The sequence below is a fragment of the Bradyrhizobium oligotrophicum S58 genome (assembly GCF_000344805.1).
Taxonomy (GTDB): Bacteria; Pseudomonadota; Alphaproteobacteria; order Rhizobiales; family Xanthobacteraceae; genus Bradyrhizobium; species Bradyrhizobium oligotrophicum.
Window position 1 is genome coordinate 4,846,390 of sequence record NC_020453.1, and the last position, 18,027, is coordinate 4,864,416.

The 18,027-nt window shown below is 65.1% G+C and carries 20 protein-coding genes; 12 read left to right on the forward strand and 8 right to left on the reverse strand.

Going from position 1 to position 18,027, the window contains the following annotated elements; all coding sequences use genetic code 11:
- Positions 1 to 18 precede the first annotated feature (18 nt).
- The 8 genes from S58_RS20875 to S58_RS20910 are packed head-to-tail and all read right to left on the reverse strand — an operon-like array spanning position 19 to position 8,410.
- On the reverse strand, positions 19 to 738 hold the full coding sequence (locus tag S58_RS20875; protein WP_015667356.1) for an ABC transporter ATP-binding protein: 720 nt from the start codon (positions 736 to 738) through the stop codon (positions 19 to 21).
- Positions 731 to 1,486, reverse strand: coding sequence for an ABC transporter ATP-binding protein (locus S58_RS20880; protein WP_015667357.1), 756 nt, complete (start codon positions 1,484 to 1,486; stop codon positions 731 to 733). The genes S58_RS20875 and S58_RS20880 overlap by 8 nt, the downstream gene beginning before the upstream one ends.
- A complete protein-coding gene (locus S58_RS20885; RefSeq protein ID WP_015667358.1) occupies positions 1,483 to 2,484 on the reverse strand; it encodes a branched-chain amino acid ABC transporter permease in 1,002 nt (333 codons plus the stop codon). Before S58_RS20885 ends, S58_RS20880 begins: the two co-directional genes overlap by 4 nt.
- The gene (locus tag S58_RS20890) at positions 2,484 to 3,356 is read right to left on the reverse strand and encodes a branched-chain amino acid ABC transporter permease (RefSeq protein WP_015667359.1); all 873 of its coding nucleotides are present in this window, start codon (positions 3,354 to 3,356) and stop codon (positions 2,484 to 2,486) included. Before S58_RS20890 ends, S58_RS20885 begins: the two co-directional genes overlap by 1 nt.
- Before the next feature lie 10 nt (positions 3,357 to 3,366).
- The gene (locus S58_RS20895; protein ID WP_015667360.1) at positions 3,367 to 4,617 is read right to left on the reverse strand and encodes an ABC transporter substrate-binding protein; all 1,251 of its coding nucleotides are present in this window, start codon (positions 4,615 to 4,617) and stop codon (positions 3,367 to 3,369) included.
- A 24-nt stretch (positions 4,618 to 4,641) separates the two neighbouring features.
- Complete coding sequence (locus S58_RS20900) at positions 4,642 to 7,017, reverse strand: xanthine dehydrogenase family protein molybdopterin-binding subunit (RefSeq protein ID WP_015667361.1); 2,376 nt, start codon at positions 7,015 to 7,017, stop codon at positions 4,642 to 4,644.
- Complete coding sequence (locus tag S58_RS20905; protein ID WP_015667362.1) at positions 7,014 to 7,553, reverse strand: (2Fe-2S)-binding protein; 540 nt, start codon at positions 7,551 to 7,553, stop codon at positions 7,014 to 7,016. Before S58_RS20905 ends, S58_RS20900 begins: the two co-directional genes overlap by 4 nt.
- On the reverse strand, positions 7,550 to 8,410 hold the full coding sequence (locus S58_RS20910) for an FAD binding domain-containing protein (RefSeq protein ID WP_015667363.1): 861 nt from the start codon (positions 8,408 to 8,410) through the stop codon (positions 7,550 to 7,552). The genes S58_RS20905 and S58_RS20910 overlap by 4 nt, the downstream gene beginning before the upstream one ends.
- Before the next feature lie 272 nt (positions 8,411 to 8,682).
- Between S58_RS20910 and S58_RS20915 the strand changes: the two genes are divergently transcribed.
- The 12 genes from S58_RS20915 to S58_RS20965 all read left to right on the forward strand — a co-directional run bounded on the left by S58_RS20915 (position 8,683) and on the right by S58_RS20965 (position 18,024).
- A complete protein-coding gene (locus S58_RS20915) occupies positions 8,683 to 9,321 on the forward strand; it encodes a TetR/AcrR family transcriptional regulator (RefSeq protein WP_015667364.1) in 639 nt (212 codons plus the stop codon).
- 474 nt (positions 9,322 to 9,795) lie between these two features.
- Positions 9,796 to 10,380, forward strand: a complete 585-nt coding sequence (locus S58_RS20920; protein ID WP_244440616.1) for a DUF4255 domain-containing protein — start codon at positions 9,796 to 9,798, stop codon at positions 10,378 to 10,380.
- Positions 10,358 to 11,428, forward strand: a complete 1,071-nt coding sequence (locus S58_RS20925; protein WP_015667366.1) for a hypothetical protein — start codon at positions 10,358 to 10,360, stop codon at positions 11,426 to 11,428. The genes S58_RS20920 and S58_RS20925 overlap by 23 nt, the downstream gene beginning before the upstream one ends.
- Before the next feature lie 42 nt (positions 11,429 to 11,470).
- Positions 11,471 to 13,159 (forward strand): phage tail sheath family protein, encoded by a 1,689-nt coding sequence (locus S58_RS20930; RefSeq protein WP_015667367.1) that lies wholly within the window; start codon positions 11,471 to 11,473, stop codon positions 13,157 to 13,159.
- A gap of 31 nt (positions 13,160 to 13,190) precedes the next feature.
- A complete protein-coding gene (locus tag S58_RS20935) occupies positions 13,191 to 13,664 on the forward strand; it encodes a phage tail protein (protein ID WP_015667368.1) in 474 nt (157 codons plus the stop codon).
- 8 nt (positions 13,665 to 13,672) lie between these two features.
- Entirely contained in the window at positions 13,673 to 14,122 is a 450-nt protein-coding gene (locus tag S58_RS20940) for a phage tail protein (protein WP_015667369.1), read from the forward strand.
- 1 nt (position 14,123) lies between these two features.
- Positions 14,124 to 14,576 carry a phage tail protein gene (locus tag S58_RS20945; RefSeq protein ID WP_015667370.1) on the forward strand — a complete coding sequence of 151 codons (453 nt, stop codon included), beginning with the start codon at positions 14,124 to 14,126 and terminating at the stop codon, positions 14,574 to 14,576.
- A 3-nt stretch (positions 14,577 to 14,579) separates the two neighbouring features.
- Positions 14,580 to 14,744, forward strand: a complete 165-nt coding sequence (locus S58_RS38675; RefSeq protein WP_015667371.1) for a DUF5908 family protein — start codon at positions 14,580 to 14,582, stop codon at positions 14,742 to 14,744.
- Between the two features lie 2 nt (positions 14,745 to 14,746).
- Positions 14,747 to 15,454: a CIS tube protein gene (locus tag S58_RS20950; protein WP_015667372.1), complete on the forward strand. Its 708-nt coding sequence runs from the start codon at positions 14,747 to 14,749 to the stop codon at positions 15,452 to 15,454.
- A 9-nt stretch (positions 15,455 to 15,463) separates the two neighbouring features.
- Positions 15,464 to 17,101: a phage baseplate assembly protein V gene (locus S58_RS20955; RefSeq protein WP_015667373.1), complete on the forward strand. Its 1,638-nt coding sequence runs from the start codon at positions 15,464 to 15,466 to the stop codon at positions 17,099 to 17,101.
- 75 nt (positions 17,102 to 17,176) lie between these two features.
- Complete coding sequence (locus tag S58_RS20960) at positions 17,177 to 17,593, forward strand: GPW/gp25 family protein (protein ID WP_015667374.1); 417 nt, start codon at positions 17,177 to 17,179, stop codon at positions 17,591 to 17,593.
- Positions 17,590 to 18,024: a hypothetical protein gene (locus tag S58_RS20965; protein ID WP_015667375.1), complete on the forward strand. Its 435-nt coding sequence runs from the start codon at positions 17,590 to 17,592 to the stop codon at positions 18,022 to 18,024. The genes S58_RS20960 and S58_RS20965 overlap by 4 nt, the downstream gene beginning before the upstream one ends.
- Positions 18,025 to 18,027: the final 3 nt, after the last annotated feature.

Sequence of the window (18,027 nt, forward strand, 5' to 3'; positions counted from 1 at the left end):
CGGACGACAGGCGAAACATCACACCGCGCAATAGCGATCCTGAATGTCCTTGTCGGCCAGCAGGGCCGCGGCGCTGCTCTCGTGCACCACCTCGCCCTGGTCGATGATGACAGCGCGATCGGCGAGCCGCAGCGCCCATTCGACGTTCTGCTCGACCAGCAGCAGCGTCTTGCCCTGGTCGCGCAGCCGGCGGAACAGCACGCCCATCTCCTCGACCAGCACCGGCATGATGCCTTCCGACGGCTCGTCGAGCAGCACCATGCGCGGCCGCGCGATCAGGGCGCGGGCAATCGCCAGCATCTGCTGCTCGCCGCCGGAGAGCGTGACGCCCTCCTGGTCCAGCCGCTCGTTCAATCGTGGAAAAGTCTCCGCAATCTCGGCGAACGCAGCCCGCTCGTCGATCTCGGCCTTGGCTGCGACGAGCCCGAGCCGCAAATTCTCCCGCACCGACAGACCCGGCACGATGCGGCGCTCCTCGGGCACGTAAGCAAGACCGAGATGAAAGCGCCGATGCGCCGCGAGCGGCAGCAGGTCCTGCCCAGCGAAGCGCACGCGGCCCTCGGCCTTCGGCATCAGGCCCATGACGGTACGCAATGTCGTAGTCTTGCCGGCGCCGTTGCGGCCGACGAGCGCAACCACCTCGCCCTCGTTCACGCGCAGCGATATGCCGTGCAGGACATGGCTGGCGCCATACCAGGCCTGAACGCCGTCGAGCTCGAGCAACGCGGTCTCAGCCATAGCCTTCACTCTGTCCCAGATAGACCCGGCGCACGTCGGGGTTGGATCGGATGTCCTCCGGCTTGCCATCCGCAAGAAGCCGGCCATGGTGTAGCACCAGCACCCGCTGGCTCAGGCCCAGCACCATCTTCATCTTGTGCTCGACCAGCAGCACCGTGCGCCGCTCGGCCAATCGCTCGAGCAGCGCGACCATCTCCTTGGTCTCTTCCGGGCCCATGCCGGCGGTCGGCTCGTCCAGCAGCAGCAGCTCCGGCTCGGACACCAGAGCGATCGCGATCTCCAACGCGCGCTGCTGGCCATGCGCGAGAAATTTCGCCAGCTCGCCGCGCTTGCCGATCAGGCCCACAGACGTCAGCGCCGCGTCGGCGCGCTCACTCAGCTCGACCAGATCCGCGCGCTTGCGCCAGATGTCATAGCTCACGCGCATCGCCTGCGCCGCGACGCGGACGTTCTCATGCACCGAGAGGTCCGGAAAGATGTTGGTGATCTGATACGACCGCGAGATGCCCTGATGCACAAAGCGATGCTGCGGCAAGCCGTTCAACTCGCGGCCCTTGAAGCGCAAGGTGCCGCTGCTCGGCGACAGCGTGCCCGACAGGATGTTGAAGAACGTGCTCTTGCCGGCGCCGTTCGGCCCGATGATCGAGGTCAGCTCGCCCGCCGCGAACGCGACGGAGATGCCTTCGAGCGCGACGAAGCCGCCGAAGCGGCGGCCGATCCCGTCCGCGCGCAACAATTCGGTGCTCATCGCCGCTCCCTCGCCGCCGGCAGCGCGTCCAGGAAGGTGCCCCAGATGCCCTTGGGCAGGAACAGCACGAACACGACGAAGATGGCGCCGACGACGATCTGCCAATGCGGCGTCCACACCGAGACAACGTCCTCCAGGATCAGGAAGGTGGCGGCGCCGATGAACGGCCCGAAGAAGCTGCGGGCGCCTCCCAGCAGCACCATCATCACGATCATGCCGGAGGTCTGGTAGTGCAGGATGTCGAGCGGGACGATCGACAGATGCAGCGCCGACATGCAGCCGCCGACCGCGGAGATCGCGCCCGACAGCATGAACACGATCAGCTTGCAGCGCTCGACGTCATAGCCGCAGGCCCGCGCACGCTGCTCGTTCTCACGGATCGCTTCGATGACGGCGCCGAACGGCGAGTTGAGGATGCGCGACTGCACCCAGATCGCGAGCGCCGCGAGGGACATCAGGACATAGTATTTGTTGAGCGGATCGAGGAAGTTGATCTGCACTCCGAACAGATTGATGTGATCGACCGTAAAGCCGCGCAGCCCGTTCTCGCCGCCGGTGAAGGACGAGGCCTGCAGCGCGACATAGTAGACGAGCTGCGCCAGCGCGAGCGTCACCATCGAGAAATAGATGCCGCGGGTGCGCGTCGAGATCGTGCCGATCACTGCGGCGAGCACTGTGCTCGCTGCGATCGCCAGCGGCACCGCGGCGAACCAGGGCAATCCCCAGCGGCCGATGACGATGCCGGTCAGATACGCGCCGGTGCCGAAGAATGCGGCGTGGCCGAACGACAGCAGCCCGGTGTAGCCGAACAGCAGATTGTAGCCCATCACCACGACGCCGTAGATCAAGACGTTGACCGCAAGCGCCTTCGACGGCAACAGCCATGGCAGCAGCGCAAGTGCTGCGATCGAGACCAGCACGCGATGATCGGAAAGGATCGCGACGAGCCGCTGGGCTTGAGGAAGCGGCGGTGCTTCGCCGGCCGACTGCACCGTCATCACGCTCTCCCCTTGAGGCCGAACAGGCCCTGCGGCCGCACCAGCAGCACGGCGGCCATCAGCGCGAACATCACGATGGTCGCCATTTCAGGCGCGAACAGCGCGACCATGCTGATGCAGATGCCGACCATCAGTCCGGCGACGACGGCGCCGACGATCGAGCCGAGGCCGCCGATCACGGTGACGACGAAGGCTTCCGCCAGCACCAGCGTGCCCATCTCCGGATTGACGCTGCGCATCGGCCCCGCCAGCACGCCGCCGAGCGCGGCGAGGCCGACGCCGAGGCCGAAGATCGCGAGCCAGACCTTGCCGATGTCGACGCCGAGCACGCGCATGATCTGGGGATCACGGGCGCCGGCGCGGACGATGAGGCCGATTCGCGTCTTCTCGAGCATCAGCCACAGCGCCAGCAGCACGACCGCCACCAGCGCGATCACGAACAGACGATATTTGGGAAAGAAGCCGACGCCGAGATCGACGACGCCGATCAGCTGCGACGGCGTCGGAAACGGAATGCCGTCGCTGCCGAACACGATGCGCACACCCTCGACCAGGATGTAGCTGAGGCCGAAGGTGAGCAGCAGGGGATCATCGATCGAGCGGCCATACAGCCGCCGGACCAGCACGAATTCGATCAGCATGCCGAACGCGCCGACCAGTACGGGGGCGAGCAGCAGCCCCCACCAGAAGCTGCCGGTCAGCGATGCCAGATAAAGCCCGGCATAGGCGCCGATCATGAACAGTGCGCCATGGGCGAAATTGACGACACCGAGCATGCCGAACACGATGGTCAGGCCGAGCGCGGTGATCACCAGCACCGCCCCGAGGGCGATGCCGGAAAACAGCTGCATGATGATCAGCGAGAGGTCCATGCGATCGGGATCAGGTCGCGTGGCCGAGCTCGCCGCAGCTTCGCAGCATCTCGTCCGCACCGGGGTCGCTGGCCACGATCGCGAACAGATCGTTGTCGTTGGCCATGGCCGACTTCTTCTTCGACTCCAGCACCAGCACCGACTGCACCGACTGGTGGTCGCATTTGCGGTAGTGCTGCGGGCCCTTGGTCAGGTCGTATTGCAGTCCCTCCAGCGCCGCGACGACCTTGTCGGTGTCGGTGCCGCCCGCGGCCTGCATCGCCTGCAGTAGCGAGCCGACGCCGGAATAGCCGTAAGCGCCGTAGTCGGTCGGGATGGCGCCGCCATTGGCGGCGCGGTACGCCTTGTTGAACTCGGCCGCGGTCTTGTTCTGGGTTTCCAGCCCCCAGTAATAGTTGGCGCCGCCGACAACGCCCTCGAACACGTCGGGACCGACAGCCAGGCGCTGGTTGTGCAGGATCACGGGCACCACGATCTTCATCTGCTGCTTGATGCCGAAATCGACCGCCTGCTTGATCGCATTGGCCTGATCGCGGCCGAAATTGCTGATGCACAGCACATCCGGACGCAGCGACATCAGGCGCGGCATGAAGGTCGAATAGTCGGCGGCACCGAACGGATGCAGGATCTCGCCGACGCTCTCGGCGCCGATCGCGGCCTGGGCCCGCTTGAAGCCGCGCAGCATCTCGTGACCATAGGCATAGTCCGCAGCGAGATGCGCGACCTTCATGCCTTTCTTGATGGTCTGACGCGCCACCGCTGCCGTGGTCATGTGCGGGTTCAGCGCCTCGTGGAAGGTGTATTTGCTGAAATCCTTGACCTCGTTGATGGTGTCGGACTGGCTGATCGAGACGTAGATCACGCCTCGCGCACGGGTGACCTCGTTGACGGCGAGCTGGACCGCGCTGGAGAGCGCGCCGACGATGGCATGGACCTTGTCCTTCTCGATCAGCTCCAAGGTCCGAGTCGCGGCCTCGCCTGCATTGAGCTTGTCGTCGCGCACCAGGAGCTCGACCTTGCGGCCGGCGATGCCGCCCTTGTCGTTGACGAGCTTGACGGCCAGCTCGGCGCATTTGACCTGATCGCGCGCCTCGGCAGCGAACGGACCGGTCAGCGGCGTCGGAAAGCCGATGCGGATGGTGTCGTCAGCGGCGCGGCCCAGGCGCGGCATCGCCAGCGTGGCAATGCCCGCCGACATTCCCATGACAGCCGTGCGGCGGGATATTCCTGCGCGTTGCAGCTTCGTCTCGTAGCTTGGCATGATCTCCTCCCTCGTCTTGTTATATCAGAACCGATTGAGCGCTTTGAGCACACGCGCAGGCGTGATCGGAATGGTGTTGATGGATGCGCCGAACGGAGCCAGCGCATCATTGACCGCGTTGAGCACGCAAGCCGATGCCGCTGCCGTGCCGGCTTCGCCGCAGCCCTTGGCGCCCAGGATGGTGTCGGCGGTCGGTGTCTCCACATGGTCGATGACGATATCAGGCATCTCCATCGCCATCGGGACGAGATAGTCGGCCAGCGTTCCGTTGAGGAGCTGCCCGGTCTCACCATAACGGCATTCCTCGAACAGCGCAGCACCGAGCCCCTGCACGACGCCGCCGCGCAGCTGCTCGTCGACCAGCATCGGATTGATGATACGGCCGCAATCCTCGACGACGTAGTGCTTCAGCAGTTTGACGAATCCAGTCTCGACGTCGACCTCGATGGAGCAACCCTGGATGCCGTTGGTGAAGGCAAACGGATAGCCCTGCGGCGCGAAATGATGGCTGACCGTCAGCTGCGCCTGGGTGCCCGGCGGCAACGTATCCGATCTGAAATAGGCGATGCGCGCGATCTCGGCGACGGCCAGGCGCGGCTGCCGCGTGGCGACGCTCACCACCTGACCATCGACGATGTCGAGTGCGGCCGGCTGCTCCTGCAGCACCAGTGCTGCAATCTCCAGAATGTTCGCCTTGAGCCTGCGCGCGGCCTGCAGCGCGGTCTCGCCGCCGATGCCGGCGCCGCGGCATGCCCAGGTCGCACCGCCATGCGGGGTCACCTCGGTGTCGCCGGTGATGACCTTGACGTGCTCCTGGGCCACGCCGAGCTGATCGGCGACGATCTGGCTGACGATCGCCTCGGTGCCCTGCCCCTGTTCGGTGACGGAGATCGCACAGCGCACCTCGCCCGACGGCGTCAGGCTGAGGGTCGCGCCATCCTGCGAGGAAATGCGTGCGCCGCCGACGCCGTAGAACGCCGGGCTCGGATTTGTGATCTCGACAAAGGTCGCAATGCCGATGCCGCGATGAATGCCGCGTTGACGCAGCTCGGTCTGCTCGGCGCGGAGCGCGTCATAATCCATGAGATCGCGCAGCCGGCGCAGACAAGCCTGATGCGACAAGGCTTCGAATCTGTAGCCGGTCGGCGACGCCGTCGGATAGGCATCGTCGGGGATCACGTTCTTCGCCCGGATCGCAAGCGGATCGAGGCCGACCGCGCCGGCCGCAAGATCAACCATCCGCTCGGTGACCGCACAGGCGATCGGATGACCGACTGCGCGGTACTGGCTGGTCTGCACCTTGTTCTGAAACACGACCTCGAGCACCGCGCGATACGACCTGAAATCATAGGGCGCGCCGATCAGGCGGATGACCTGGTTGCCTTCGACCACGCTGGTGCGCGGATAGGTCGAGAAGGCGCCGATGGCCGTGGCATCGTGAATGTCCATGGCGAGGATCCTGCCATCGGCATCCACAGCCATCCGCGCCTGCACCTGGTGATCGCGCGCATGAATGTCCGAGACGAAGGATTCGATACGGTCGGCGACGTACTTGACCGGACGTCCCAGCAGGATCGACAGCCCGACCACCGCCATGTCCTCATGATAGACATGCAGCTTCATGCCGAACGAGCCGCCGATATCGGGCGCGATCACGCGCACGCTCGCTTCGGGGATGTTGTAATGACGGGAATAGAGATCCTGGAACTGATACGGCGTCTGCGTGGCATGGTGGACGATGAGCGTGCTGCCCTCGGGATCGTAGTCCGCGACGATGGCGCGCGGCTCCAGCGTGACCGGCGTATGACGGCCGAAGCTGAACTCCTGCTCGATGACATGCGCGGCCGACGCGAAAACCTCGTCGACCCCGCCGCTGTCGAGCTGGGTGCGAAAGCAGAGGTTGGACTGGCTCGCGGGATTGACCCGGGGTGCATCGGGCGCGCGCGCGGCGTCGAGATCGACCACCGCAGGCAGCTCCTCGTAATCGACCGAGATCAGCTCCAGCGCATCTTCGGCGAGCGCCCTGCTCTCGGCGACCACGGCAACGACGGCCTGCCCGGCCCAGACCACGCGATCGAGCGGCAGCGGCAGCTGCGGCTCGGAGGTCATGCCCTTGAAATGATCGAGCGTCCCGGTCCAGGGCGTGCAGATCTTGGCAAGGTCGGCGCCCATGGCCACGAGATGTACGCCCGGAAGTGCACGCGCGGCTTCGACATCGATGCCGATGATCCGTGCATGCGCGTACGGGCTGCGCAGGAAGGCTGCGTGCAGCATGCGCGGCAGCCGGATGTCGGTGACGTAGCGTCCGCGCCCGGCCAGCAGCCGCTTCGCGTTCGGACGCGGCACGGAGCGGCCGATATAGGAGTTCGGACGGTCGAGCGAGGTCAGCGGCGCGGTCATTGCGGCGTGCCCTCCGCGGCCCTCGCCGCGCGCGCCTCGGCCACCGCGGCGATCGCATCGACGATTGCCTCATATCCGGTGCAGCGGCAGAAATTGCCGGACAGCGCATCACGGATGGCCTCGCGGCTCGGCCGGGCGACATTCGAGAGCAACTCGTGCGCGGTCATCAGCATGCCGGGGGTGCAGAAGCCGCATTGCAGCGCGTTGCGACGATGAAACTCGGCTTGGAGATCAGCGATCGCGCCGCTTTCCGAGAGGCCCTCGATGGTGTCGATGCGCGCGCCCTCGGCCTGCACGGCGAACATCAGGCAGGCGTGGACCGCATGACCATCGAGCTGGACCAGACAGGCGCCGCAGGCCCCCATCTCACATCCGGCATGCGTGCCGGTCAGCTCGAGCTGATTGCGTAGACAATCGACCAGCGTGTCACGCGGGGCGACCTCGCACACGGTCTTGCGGCCGTTGACGACAAGACGGACGCGAACCGCCTCGTCGGGCTCGTCGATATCGATCGGCATCGTCGGATGGCCGCTCATGCCGCCTCTCCGATCCGCCCCAGGAGCCGGCCGAGCAGGACGCGCGCCAGATGAAGACGCATCGCAGGCGGAACATCGTCGCTGTCGGCAGGCGCAAGATCGTTGTCGAGGCCAGCCTGGGCTGCCACGATCCGATCGGCATCCATGCGGGCTCCCACGAGCGCCGCCTCCGCATGTCTGGCCCGGGTCGGGACATTGCCGACCGAGAAGAACGCGATGCGGATGTCCTGGATCAGATCGTTCTCGAACGACCCAACGATGCCGCAGCCGACCAGCGCATAATCGCCACGCCGACGCGCCAGCTCGTCGAACGCGATCCGCTGGTTGCTGCGAAACAGCGGAATGTGGACAGCGACGAGGAGTTCACCGGGCGCGAGCGCGGTCTCGAACAGATCGAGGAAGAAGTCGCCGGCCCTGACCCGGCGCCGGCCAGCGGCCCCGGCAATCTCGATCTCCGCATCGAGCGCCAGCACGACAGCGGGAAATTCGGACGAGGGATCGGCGAGCGCGACGCTGCCGCCCAGCGTGCCGCGATTGCGAATGGCGGGATGGGCAACGAACGGGGCCGCGGCGCGCAGCAGCGGCGCGAATTCGGCGATGAGCGGCTCGCTCAGCATCTCGCAATGCCGCGTCAAGGCGCCGATGCGCAGCCATTCGCCGTCGCGCCTCACGCCCCGCAGTTCGTCGATGTGGTTGATGTCGATCAGAATCCGCGGCGCCTGCAGCCGCAGGGCCAGGGCCGGAACCAGACTTTGGCCGCCGGCAATGAAGCGCGCCTCGTCGCCGCCGCGCGCGTGAGCGTCGAGCGCCTCTTCGACCGTCCTTGCACGAAAATAGCTGAAAGCCCTCGCTTTCATCCGTTTCCTCGCTGCGGGCTCATCAGCCCGGGATGCAGATTTGTGACCATCTGGTCTCAAAACAGTCGCACGGCCTTACCGTCACCGTCAACCACAAACGAACGATTGGTCACAAAACTGCTTTCGGGCTATCTAGGACACTCATCGCGGCAATCGATTTTGAGACCATGGCAAGGACTTCGAAGACAGCGAGCGCATCACGGCCGGCAAGCCGTGCCGGCCCTCGAAGCACCAGCAAGTCCGACGGCGCACCGCCGGCGAAGCGCCGCAACATGCGCGCGGCCGACCGCGAGCGGGTGATCGTGGACGAAGCAATCCGGTTTTTCGCCGAGCACGGCTTCGAAGGACAGACCCGGGAGCTCGCCAAGCGCATGGGTATCGCGCATTCGGTGATCTACCGGCACTTCCCCAGCAAGGAAGCACTCATCGAGCGAGTCTACCAGGAGGTCTATCTGAGCCGGTGGTCGCAGGACTGGGGGCCGCTCATCCGCGACCGCAGCCAGCCGCTGCAGGCTCGGCTGACGGACTTCTATCTCGACTACGTCGCCCGCGTGTTCGAGTACAACTGGGTCCGGATCTTCGTCTTCTCCGGCATGAAGTCGTTCGGCATCACCGGTCGCTATCTCGATCTGGTCCGTCGCGAGATCATCGAGCCTGCCGCGCTCGAGCTGCGTCACGAGCTGAAACTGCCGGACGCCGGGTCCTGCCCGCTCGGGAGCCGCGAGGTGGAAATGTTCTGGGGCCTGCATGGCCGCATCTTCTATCTCGCGATCCGCAAGTTCATCTACGAGACGCCGGTTCCGTCCGATCTCGAAGAGACCGTGCGCGATGCGATCCAGCTCTTCCTCGACGGCGCCCGGCCGATGCTTCCCAGAGTCCTGCAACAGCATCGACTCGACACGGCGTCATGATCCCGTCGTCCCAGAACAATCCTCAGGGCACTCGACGATGGATGCGCACGCCATGCATCACAATGAACGGCGTCTCGATGCAGGTTGCATGACACCGCCGCGCTCCAATTCGCTTCCTGCATCGGACGCATGACGCACGCCTGATCTTCATCCTGCCGGTCTGGTTCGCTTTGACCACCTCAGCCTGAGGTGGCATCGTGGCAACTTGACGCGTTGGGCGACAGAAGTTACCGTAGTTGAATATTGCGAACTTTTCTATTTGTTGTTTTCGACGCGAAACTCATTGAAGACCTGAACCACATCGACCGGTCCGCACACACAACCTTGACGACCATGCAGTGCGAGCCTCTGCGCCTGATCGAGCCGACGCGAGAACGGCTGTAAATATGACATCGCGATCCGATGGGTCGCGGTACCCTTCGCTACGTCGTTGCCGACCTGTTAGTTGCGGAGCGATACGTGATTGATCAAGCGATGATTTTCCTCCGCGATCTTCTCAATGCGCAGTTGATCGGGCCAGCGGTTCCCGGACACGCGGCTCCTGCCGAAGATGCCGTCATCTTTCTCGATGGCGACAAGACGGACCCGATATCCTTCCGAATGGGCGCGGTGACGACCATGCTCATCAATGTCGAACAGGAACCGATCCTGCGCGCGGCCAATCCGTATCAGCGGCTCGGCACCGACGGCACCGCCTATCGCGTCCAGCCCGACGTTCGCCTGAACATGCGCGTTCTGTTCGTGGCGCGCTTCAAGCAATATGAGCAGGCGCTGGCGCGGTTGTCGCAGATCATCGCCTTCTTCCAGTCGCATCCGGTTCTGGACCGGCAGACCACGCCGAACATGCCGGCCGGTGTGCCGCAGCTGGCGCTCGAGCTCGTGACCCTTCCGCTCAACGAGCAGAACGATCTGTGGAATGCGCTGCGCGCCGCATTCCAGCCCTCCCTGCTCTATCGCGTGCGCATGCTCGTCTTCGAAGACCGTCAGGAAGAAATGACGCGGCCGGTCTCCGGCCCACCCGAGCGGAGACTGGAACATGCCGTCGGCCCCTCTGTTTGACGTCCGTGTGACGCACGATTACTACGCCGACCTGCGCTGCGGCGATTTCGCGATCGTGCCGGCCGCGGCGACGGCGGCGGCCATGGCCCGGTTGCGGCTCACCTGCAAGAGCTTTGCCGACCGCATCCGCGTGTACGCCGAGGTCAACGCCGCAGGCGATATCATCGCCGCGGGCGCTGCGCCGCTGTCCCTCGACTTTGCCCTTCAGCCTCGCAACGCCGGCTATGCGGCGATCACGAAGCTGAGCGACCTTGGTCAGCAGGCTGCGCCCCTGTTCACCAATGACGGCGTCATGGCGGCAGATCCCATGCCGCTTCGTCTGACCACGCGACGCGCACAGGCGACCGAGAGCCACGTCGTCTCGGCCCCGGCGAGCGCGGAGCCGTTCACTCTCGCCGGCACGCCACTCGATGGCGTCACCGCTGCCGATTTCACGGTCAGCGGAGCCGGCGTGGTCAAGAGCGTGGCGACGGGCCCCAAGCGCATCACGGTCGATACATCAGCGCTGGCGCGGGACACGGCCTTCCAGATTTCCTACCCGGTGCGGGCGACGACGTCGCGCGGGGCGCTCGCGGATATCGCGCTCACGCTGGACGCTGCGCTGCTCACGCCCGCACCTGCGCCGCGCGCGTTCGTAGTGCCGCTGACCTCCGCGAACAATCGGTGGGCCTATTACGTCGTTACGGATTTTTCCGGCGACCTCTCAACGCTGACCGTGATCGATGCCAGCCCCGGCAACGGCCCGCGCGCGCTCACGATTGCCGATGCCGGTCGTGCTGAATTGACGGCGGCGACCGTCGGCACCGACCCGGTCGCGTCGGATCTGATCGGACGTTATCCCGGCCGCCGCGTGATGCGCCTGCTGTCGGATGCGCCGGTCCTCACGCGCGACATGCCGCTCGGCGCACTCGAGCTGCGCCTCACCAACGCTGCGCTGTTGACGCGCCTGCCCAATCCGCCGCCCGATCGTCTCGTGCTGCTGCAACCGGATGCGGCGTCGCCGCGCCAGATGGTCCGCTACCAGGTGCTATCGCTGCTGACGAACTGATTGCTTCCACCTCTCCTCACCACGTTCCGAAGGTGCATTGCCATGCCGATCTACAAAACCCCGGGCGTTTACGTCGAAGAGATCTCCCGATTGCCGCCATCGGTTGCCGAGGTATCGACCGCCATCCCGGCGTTCCTCGGCTACACTGAGAAAGGTCCGGCGATGGCCCGGGTCAGCTCGCTGCTGGAATACACCGCCACCTTCGGCGGTGCCAAGCCGACCGCCTTCGTCGCCTCGACGGCGACCGATGCGGCCACGGGACTGCCAACGATCGCGTTGACCGATCCGGCCGCCGCCACCGGCCCCAGCCCCGACCGGCTGCTCTATTACGCCGTCAGTCACTACTTCGCCAATGGCGGCGGCCCCTGCTACATCTTTTCTCTCGGCGACTACACGAGTTCGCTCGCCAAGGCGGACTTCCTCAAGGCGCTCAACCTTCTCGCGCTGGAGGACGAGCCGACATTGATCGTCCTCACCGACGCCGTTCTGCTCGCCGCGGGCGACTATTTCGAGATCGCCCAGGCCGCGCTGACCCAGTGCGCGCGACTGAAGGACCGCTTTGCCATCCTGGACGTCCCGAAGGGCGACATCGCAACATTCAGGAACCAGGTCGGCGTCGACTATCTGTCGTACGGGGCCGCCTATCATCCGTATCTGCGCACGTCGCTGAACTTCGCCGTCGACGAAAGCAAGATCCAGGTCAAGATCACCGATGCGCCGGTACCGCCGACCATCAAGGAGGTGCAGTTCCCCGCCAACGACGCCAACGGCATGATCGTCTCATTCCAGAGCAACGATCCGACGACGACGCCAAAGGTTCAGCTCGTCGGCGGCGACAACGCGCAGCCTGTCGACATCTCCATCGTCAATGGCAAGCCGACGCTCGTCGTCACCAACGTCGCCGGCGGCAAGACCGCCAAGCAGGTGGTCGATCGCTGGACCGCCGTGAAGGCCGGACTGCCCTCCGTCGGCTTCGACGTGAGGATGCTGGGAACCGGCGCGGCCGCGTTGCAGACCACGCCGGCCGGCGACGGCGCCGATCTCGTGAAGGTCGGAGGCGGTGCGCCGCCGACGCCTGCGCTCGGCGACATCAAGCTCAGCGATACCGCGCGCTACAACCAGATCAAGGACGCGCTGAGCCGCCAGCGCGTGACCTTGCCGCCGAGCGCTGCGATCGCCGGGATCTATGCCCGCGTCGACCGTGACCGCGGCGTCTGGAAGGCGCCCGCCAATGTCGGCGTGATGGCGATGGTCGGTGTCGACAAGAAGATGACGGATGCCGACCAGGAATTGCTCAACGTCGATCCCACCGCCGGCAAGTCGATCAACGCGATCCGCGACTTCACCGGCAAGGGCACCATCGTCTGGGGCGCCCGCACGCTCGCCGGCAATGACAATGAATGGCGCTATGTGCCGGTGCGGCGCCTCTTCATCACCATCGAGGAGAACACCCGCAAGGCTTCCGGCTTTGCCGTGTTCGAACCGAACGACGCCACGACCTGGCTGAAGGTCAGGGGCATGATCGAAAGCTATCTGTATTCGCTGTGGGAGCGCGGAGCGCTCGCCGGCTCGACGCCGGAAGCGGCCTATTACGTCAATGTCGGCCTCGGCAAGACCATGACGCCGCAGGACGTGCTGGAGGGCCGGCTGATCGTCGAGATCGGCATCGCGGCGGTCAGGCCCGCCGAATTCATCGTGCTGCGCTTCATGCACAAGCTGCAACAAGCCTGATCGATATCGACAGATATAAGGGAGCGCAGAGATGGCTGTCAGCGCCAGCGAAATCAAGGCCACCTATCCATTGCCGGTCTACAACTTCCGCGTCGAGATCGGCCCCAATGCGGTGGCGTTCTCGGAGGTGTCGGGACTGTCGATCCACTACGAGGTCACGACGTTCAAGGAGAGCCAGACCGGCGGCGGCAGCGCCGGTCCCCGGATCATCCACATGCCGTCGCAGCCGCAACCCGTGAACGTGACGCTCAAGAAGGGCGTGGCCCGCAGTGCCAGCGTCGCGGCGCTCTACAGCTGGATCAAGACCGTCACGCTCAACCAGGTCGAGAAGAAGGACGTCGTGATCAGGCTGTGCGACGAGCAGGGCAAGCCCGTCATCAGCTGGACGGTCATCAACGCCTTCCCGACCAAGCTCGATGGGCCCGCTTTCGATGCCAAGTCGAACGAGGTCGCCGTCGAGTCGCTCGAGCTCCGGGCCGACGCCATCACCATGACCGAGGCGTGACATCAGCAATGCCCGACGACAAGGCGACGCAGAAGTTGCTCTACCCGCTGCCTGGTTACAATTTCCAGGTCACGGTCGATTCGGACTCGGCGAGCTTCGTCGAGGTCGCGGGTCTTGCGAGTGAATACGAGACCGTGACCTACCGGCACGGTTTCAGCCGCTGGGAAGGCGAGGACGTGACGCGCTTTCCCAAGCGCAGCCATAGCACGGTGACGCTGAAAAAGGGCGTGATGCGAGGCGGCAACTTCCTGTCGCAATGGCTGACGGCCGATCCGCCGTCAGCGCGCGCGCTCGCGATCAGCCTTTGCGACGAAGCAGGCGCACCGGTCGTGGTCTGGCACGTCAAGGAGGCTATTCCGGTCAAGCTCGCCGCGCCGGGCTTCGACGTCAACGGCACGCAGATCGCCGTCGAGACAATCGATCTGCTCGCAAGTGGAATTTCCGTCGAGTATCTGTGACATGCCGGTCAAGGACCTCCCTCTAAGCTTCCGCTTCGGCGTGTTCTTCTTCGTCGGCGGCCTCGTGCCGAATCCGATCGATATCCGTTTCCAGAAGGTGTCGGGCCTGGGGGCCACCGTGTCGCTGAAGACGCACGCCGAGGGCGGGCAGAATCTCTACACGCATCGCTTTCCCGAGACGATCGGCTACCAGAACCTCGTGCTGGAGCGCAGCGCGCCGCTGATCTCCCCGCTCGACATCGAGTTCAACATCTCGCTGTCGCTGTTCAAATTCTCCGCCTCGAACGTCCTGGTGACGCTGTTCGACGACAGCGGTGCGCCGACGGCGGGCTGGATGTTCCTCAACACCTATCCGGTGCGGTGGGCGACGTCGGATCTCGATGCCGGACAAAACGGCGTCGTGATCGACACGATGGAGCTCGCCTACACCCGCATGCAGATCATGAGGCTCTGACCCATGCCCGTCGAGATCCGTGAGCTGATCATCCGTGCCGTGGTCGATCCCCACAAGGTCGACGAGCACAGTCCTGCATCGAATGCCCCGGCGTTCGATCGCGACGCGCTGGTGCAGGCCTGCGTCGACGAAACCCTGCGCATCCTGCGCCGCCAGAAGGAGCGCTGACGATGGGCTTTCCCGACTTGTTCAAGCTCGAGAAGCTGCAGATCTCCGCCTTCACCGATGCCAAGCGGCAGAAGAGCAAGGAAATCGACGGCTCGCCGTTCGTGGCGATGTTCAATCCGCAGACATTGAGCCAGACCAACAGCAATCTGTTCGAGCCGGGAAAGGCCGCGGGCGGCGCCGAGCAGGTCGCGACCTTCATCCGGACCCAGCCGAGCTCCATCGAACTGACCTTGCTGCTCGACGGCACCGGCGTCGAGGAGATGGGCCTCGTCAACCTGTTCTCCGACACCAAGAGCGTCAAGGACCGCATCGACAGCTTCCTCGCCATCGCCTACCAGCCGCAAAGCGAGACCCATGAGCCGAGCTATCTGAACCTGAAATGGGGCAAGTTCAGCTTCAATTGCCGGCTGACCACCGTCACCATCAACTATACGAGCTTCGAGCGCGACGGCTCGCCCTTGCGCGCCGAGCTCGTGCTGACGCTCACGGCCGATGACGACGTTGCAAAGCAGCAGTCCAAGCTCGCCTTCACCTCGCCCGACGTGTCGCATGCGCGCCTGGTGCGCGGCGGTGATACCCTGCCGCTCATGGTCCATGCCGTCTATGGCAGCACGGTCCATACGCCGCGCGTCGCCCGCGTCAACGGGTTGAACCACCTGCGCGGACTGGAGCCGGGTCAGACCCTGATCTTTCCGCCGCTGTCGCGCTAGGAGCCGGATGTGGCGGACGGCTTCACCATTCCCACGATCCTCGTCGCCGGAAGCGCGATGCCGCCTGGCTTTGCGCTGCTCTCGATCGACGTGTCGCATTCCGTGAACCGCATTCCCACCGCGATGATTTCGATCCAAGCCAACGGAGCGGTGGCGGACGAGGTGCCGCTGATGGCCGGCGGCCCATTCAAGCCGGCGGGGGAGGTGGAGATCAAGCTGCGCCGCGCCGGCGAAGACGACATCAGCGTGTTCAAGGGTATCGTCACCGCCTTCTTCGTCCACACGCGCGATGGCCAGCCGACGCTGGACGTGGTCGTCAAGGACAAGGCCGTCAAGCTGACCGGCGCGCGCCATAGCCGGATCTGGACCGACACCACGGACAGCGACGCGATCCGTTCCATCGTGAGCGACGCGTCGCTGACGGTAGACGACGTGCCCGACACGACCCCGTCGCACAAAACCCTGGTGCAGCATGATTGCACCGACTGGGATTTCATCCTGACCCGTGCCGATGCCCAAGGCCTGGGCGCCACGGCCTTCGACGGCAAGGTGTCACTGAAGAAGCTCGCGGTCGATGGCGACACCGCCTACGGCTTCTCGCTCGGGCTCGATCCGATCACCGACCTCCATTTCGAGCTGGACGCCGCGAGCCAGGCTCCGAGCGTCGACGGCATCGCTTGGGACCCGAAGCAGCTGGCGCCTGCGGAGCCTGCCACGGCCGAAATGCTCAGCCTGCCGCAGGGCGAGATCGGGACCGCATCGATCGGCGATGAACTCGGCATGCCGCCGGTTCGTCTTACCCATATGGTCCCGCTGCAGCCGGACGAAGTCAAAGCCTGGACGAACGCGCGCGCGGCCCGCGCACGGCTGGCGCTGATCCGCGGCCGCATGTCCGTGGCAGGCCTTCCCAGCGCCAAGCCGATGGATATTGCCGAGCTGGCCGGCCTCGGCGATCTGCTCAACGGCAAGGTGCTCGTGACGGGCGTGCGCCACCGGCTCGACTCGCACGGCTTCTCGACCGACCTTCAGTTCGGCCTGTCGTCGGAGCCCGCGGGCCGGCTGCCCGAGCTCGCCAACATGGAAGCCGGCGGCCTGCTGCCGCCGATCTCGGGGCTTCATCTCGGCACCATCGCCGACTCGTCGGGGGACGACCCGGAGAACGAAAGCCGTATCCAGGTCAGCGTCTCCTCCGTTCTCACCGAGCCGCCGAAGCCGCTATGGGCGCGGATCGCCAGCCCCGACGCCGGCGACAAGCGCGGCTTCTGCTTCAGGCCGGAGCCAGGCGATGAAGTTCTCGTCGGTTTCCTCGGCGGCGATCCACGGCATCCGATCGTGCTCGGCCGTCTCTGGGGCGGCAAGAACAAGCTTCCTTCGGGGTTCACCGATGCCAAGCAGAAAGGCATCGTCGGCAGGAAGGACACGCGCGTCGTACTGTCGGAAGCCGACAAGCCGTCGATCACGATCAGCACGCCGGGCGGACGGACCGTCATCCTCGACGACGACGGCGAGAGCATCACGCTGTCGGACAAGAACAACAACAAGTTCACCTTGGATGCGAACGGCATCACCATCGACTCAGCCAAGGACCTCGTCATCCAGGCCAAGGGAGCCATCAAGATCAAGGGCAGCACGATCGACCTGAACTGATTTGAACAACGTCATCAAGTGGCGTGCGAGGAGGCAGAGCATGCGTGGCTTTACTTTGCAGCGGGCGGATCGGCCATGACCGCGTCAGCCGGTTATCTCGGGCGCGGCTGGGCGTTTCCGCCGCAGTTCGGCCCCGACGGATCCGACGTCGCCATGGTCGCCGGCGAGGATGACATTGCCCAGAGCCTGACGATCCTGTTCGGCACGGCGCTCGGCGAGCGCGTGATGCGGCAGGATTTCGGCTGCGACGTGTTCCGCTACATGTTCGAGGAGATCGACCAGACTCTGCTGACGTCGATCCGAGAGGCCGTGTCGGACGCGATCCTCTATCACGAGACGCGTATTCGCCTCGACGGCGTCGATGTCACGAATGACGGCCAGACTCCTGGCCTCGTGCTGATCGCGATCCGCTACACGGTCCGCGCCAACAATTCCCGTTTCAACATGGTCTATCCCTATTATCTCAACGAAGCGGTGAGAGCTGCGCCGTGAGCGATGTGATCGTGATCGATGGCGACATGACCACGTTCAAGCCGAGCTTCGGCGCGGCAACGGTGGTCGTGCGCCCTGGTCGCATCACCGCGAGCGGCAAGGCCCGAGTCCTGGGCAAACTCGCCTGCGTCGTCGGCGACGAGACCAGCGTATCGGTCGCAGGCTGCATGTATTCGGCCGGTCCCTACTCGATTCCCGGCACCGGAACGCTCTCGATTGCCTCTCTCGCCGCCAACCAGCAGGCCGGGACCTGCCAGACCGGCAGTAAGAAGCTGCTGCTGAAGGGCGGCTCCTTTACCGCACGCTTCACCGTGTCGGTTCCGGCGATGCAGCCGCCGCCGGGTCCCGGCTCGCCGATCCCCGATCCGACGCCGACCTATAGCGGCAGCGGCAGCTTCGTCGCGACCGACGCGACAGTGAAGGCGGGGTGAGCA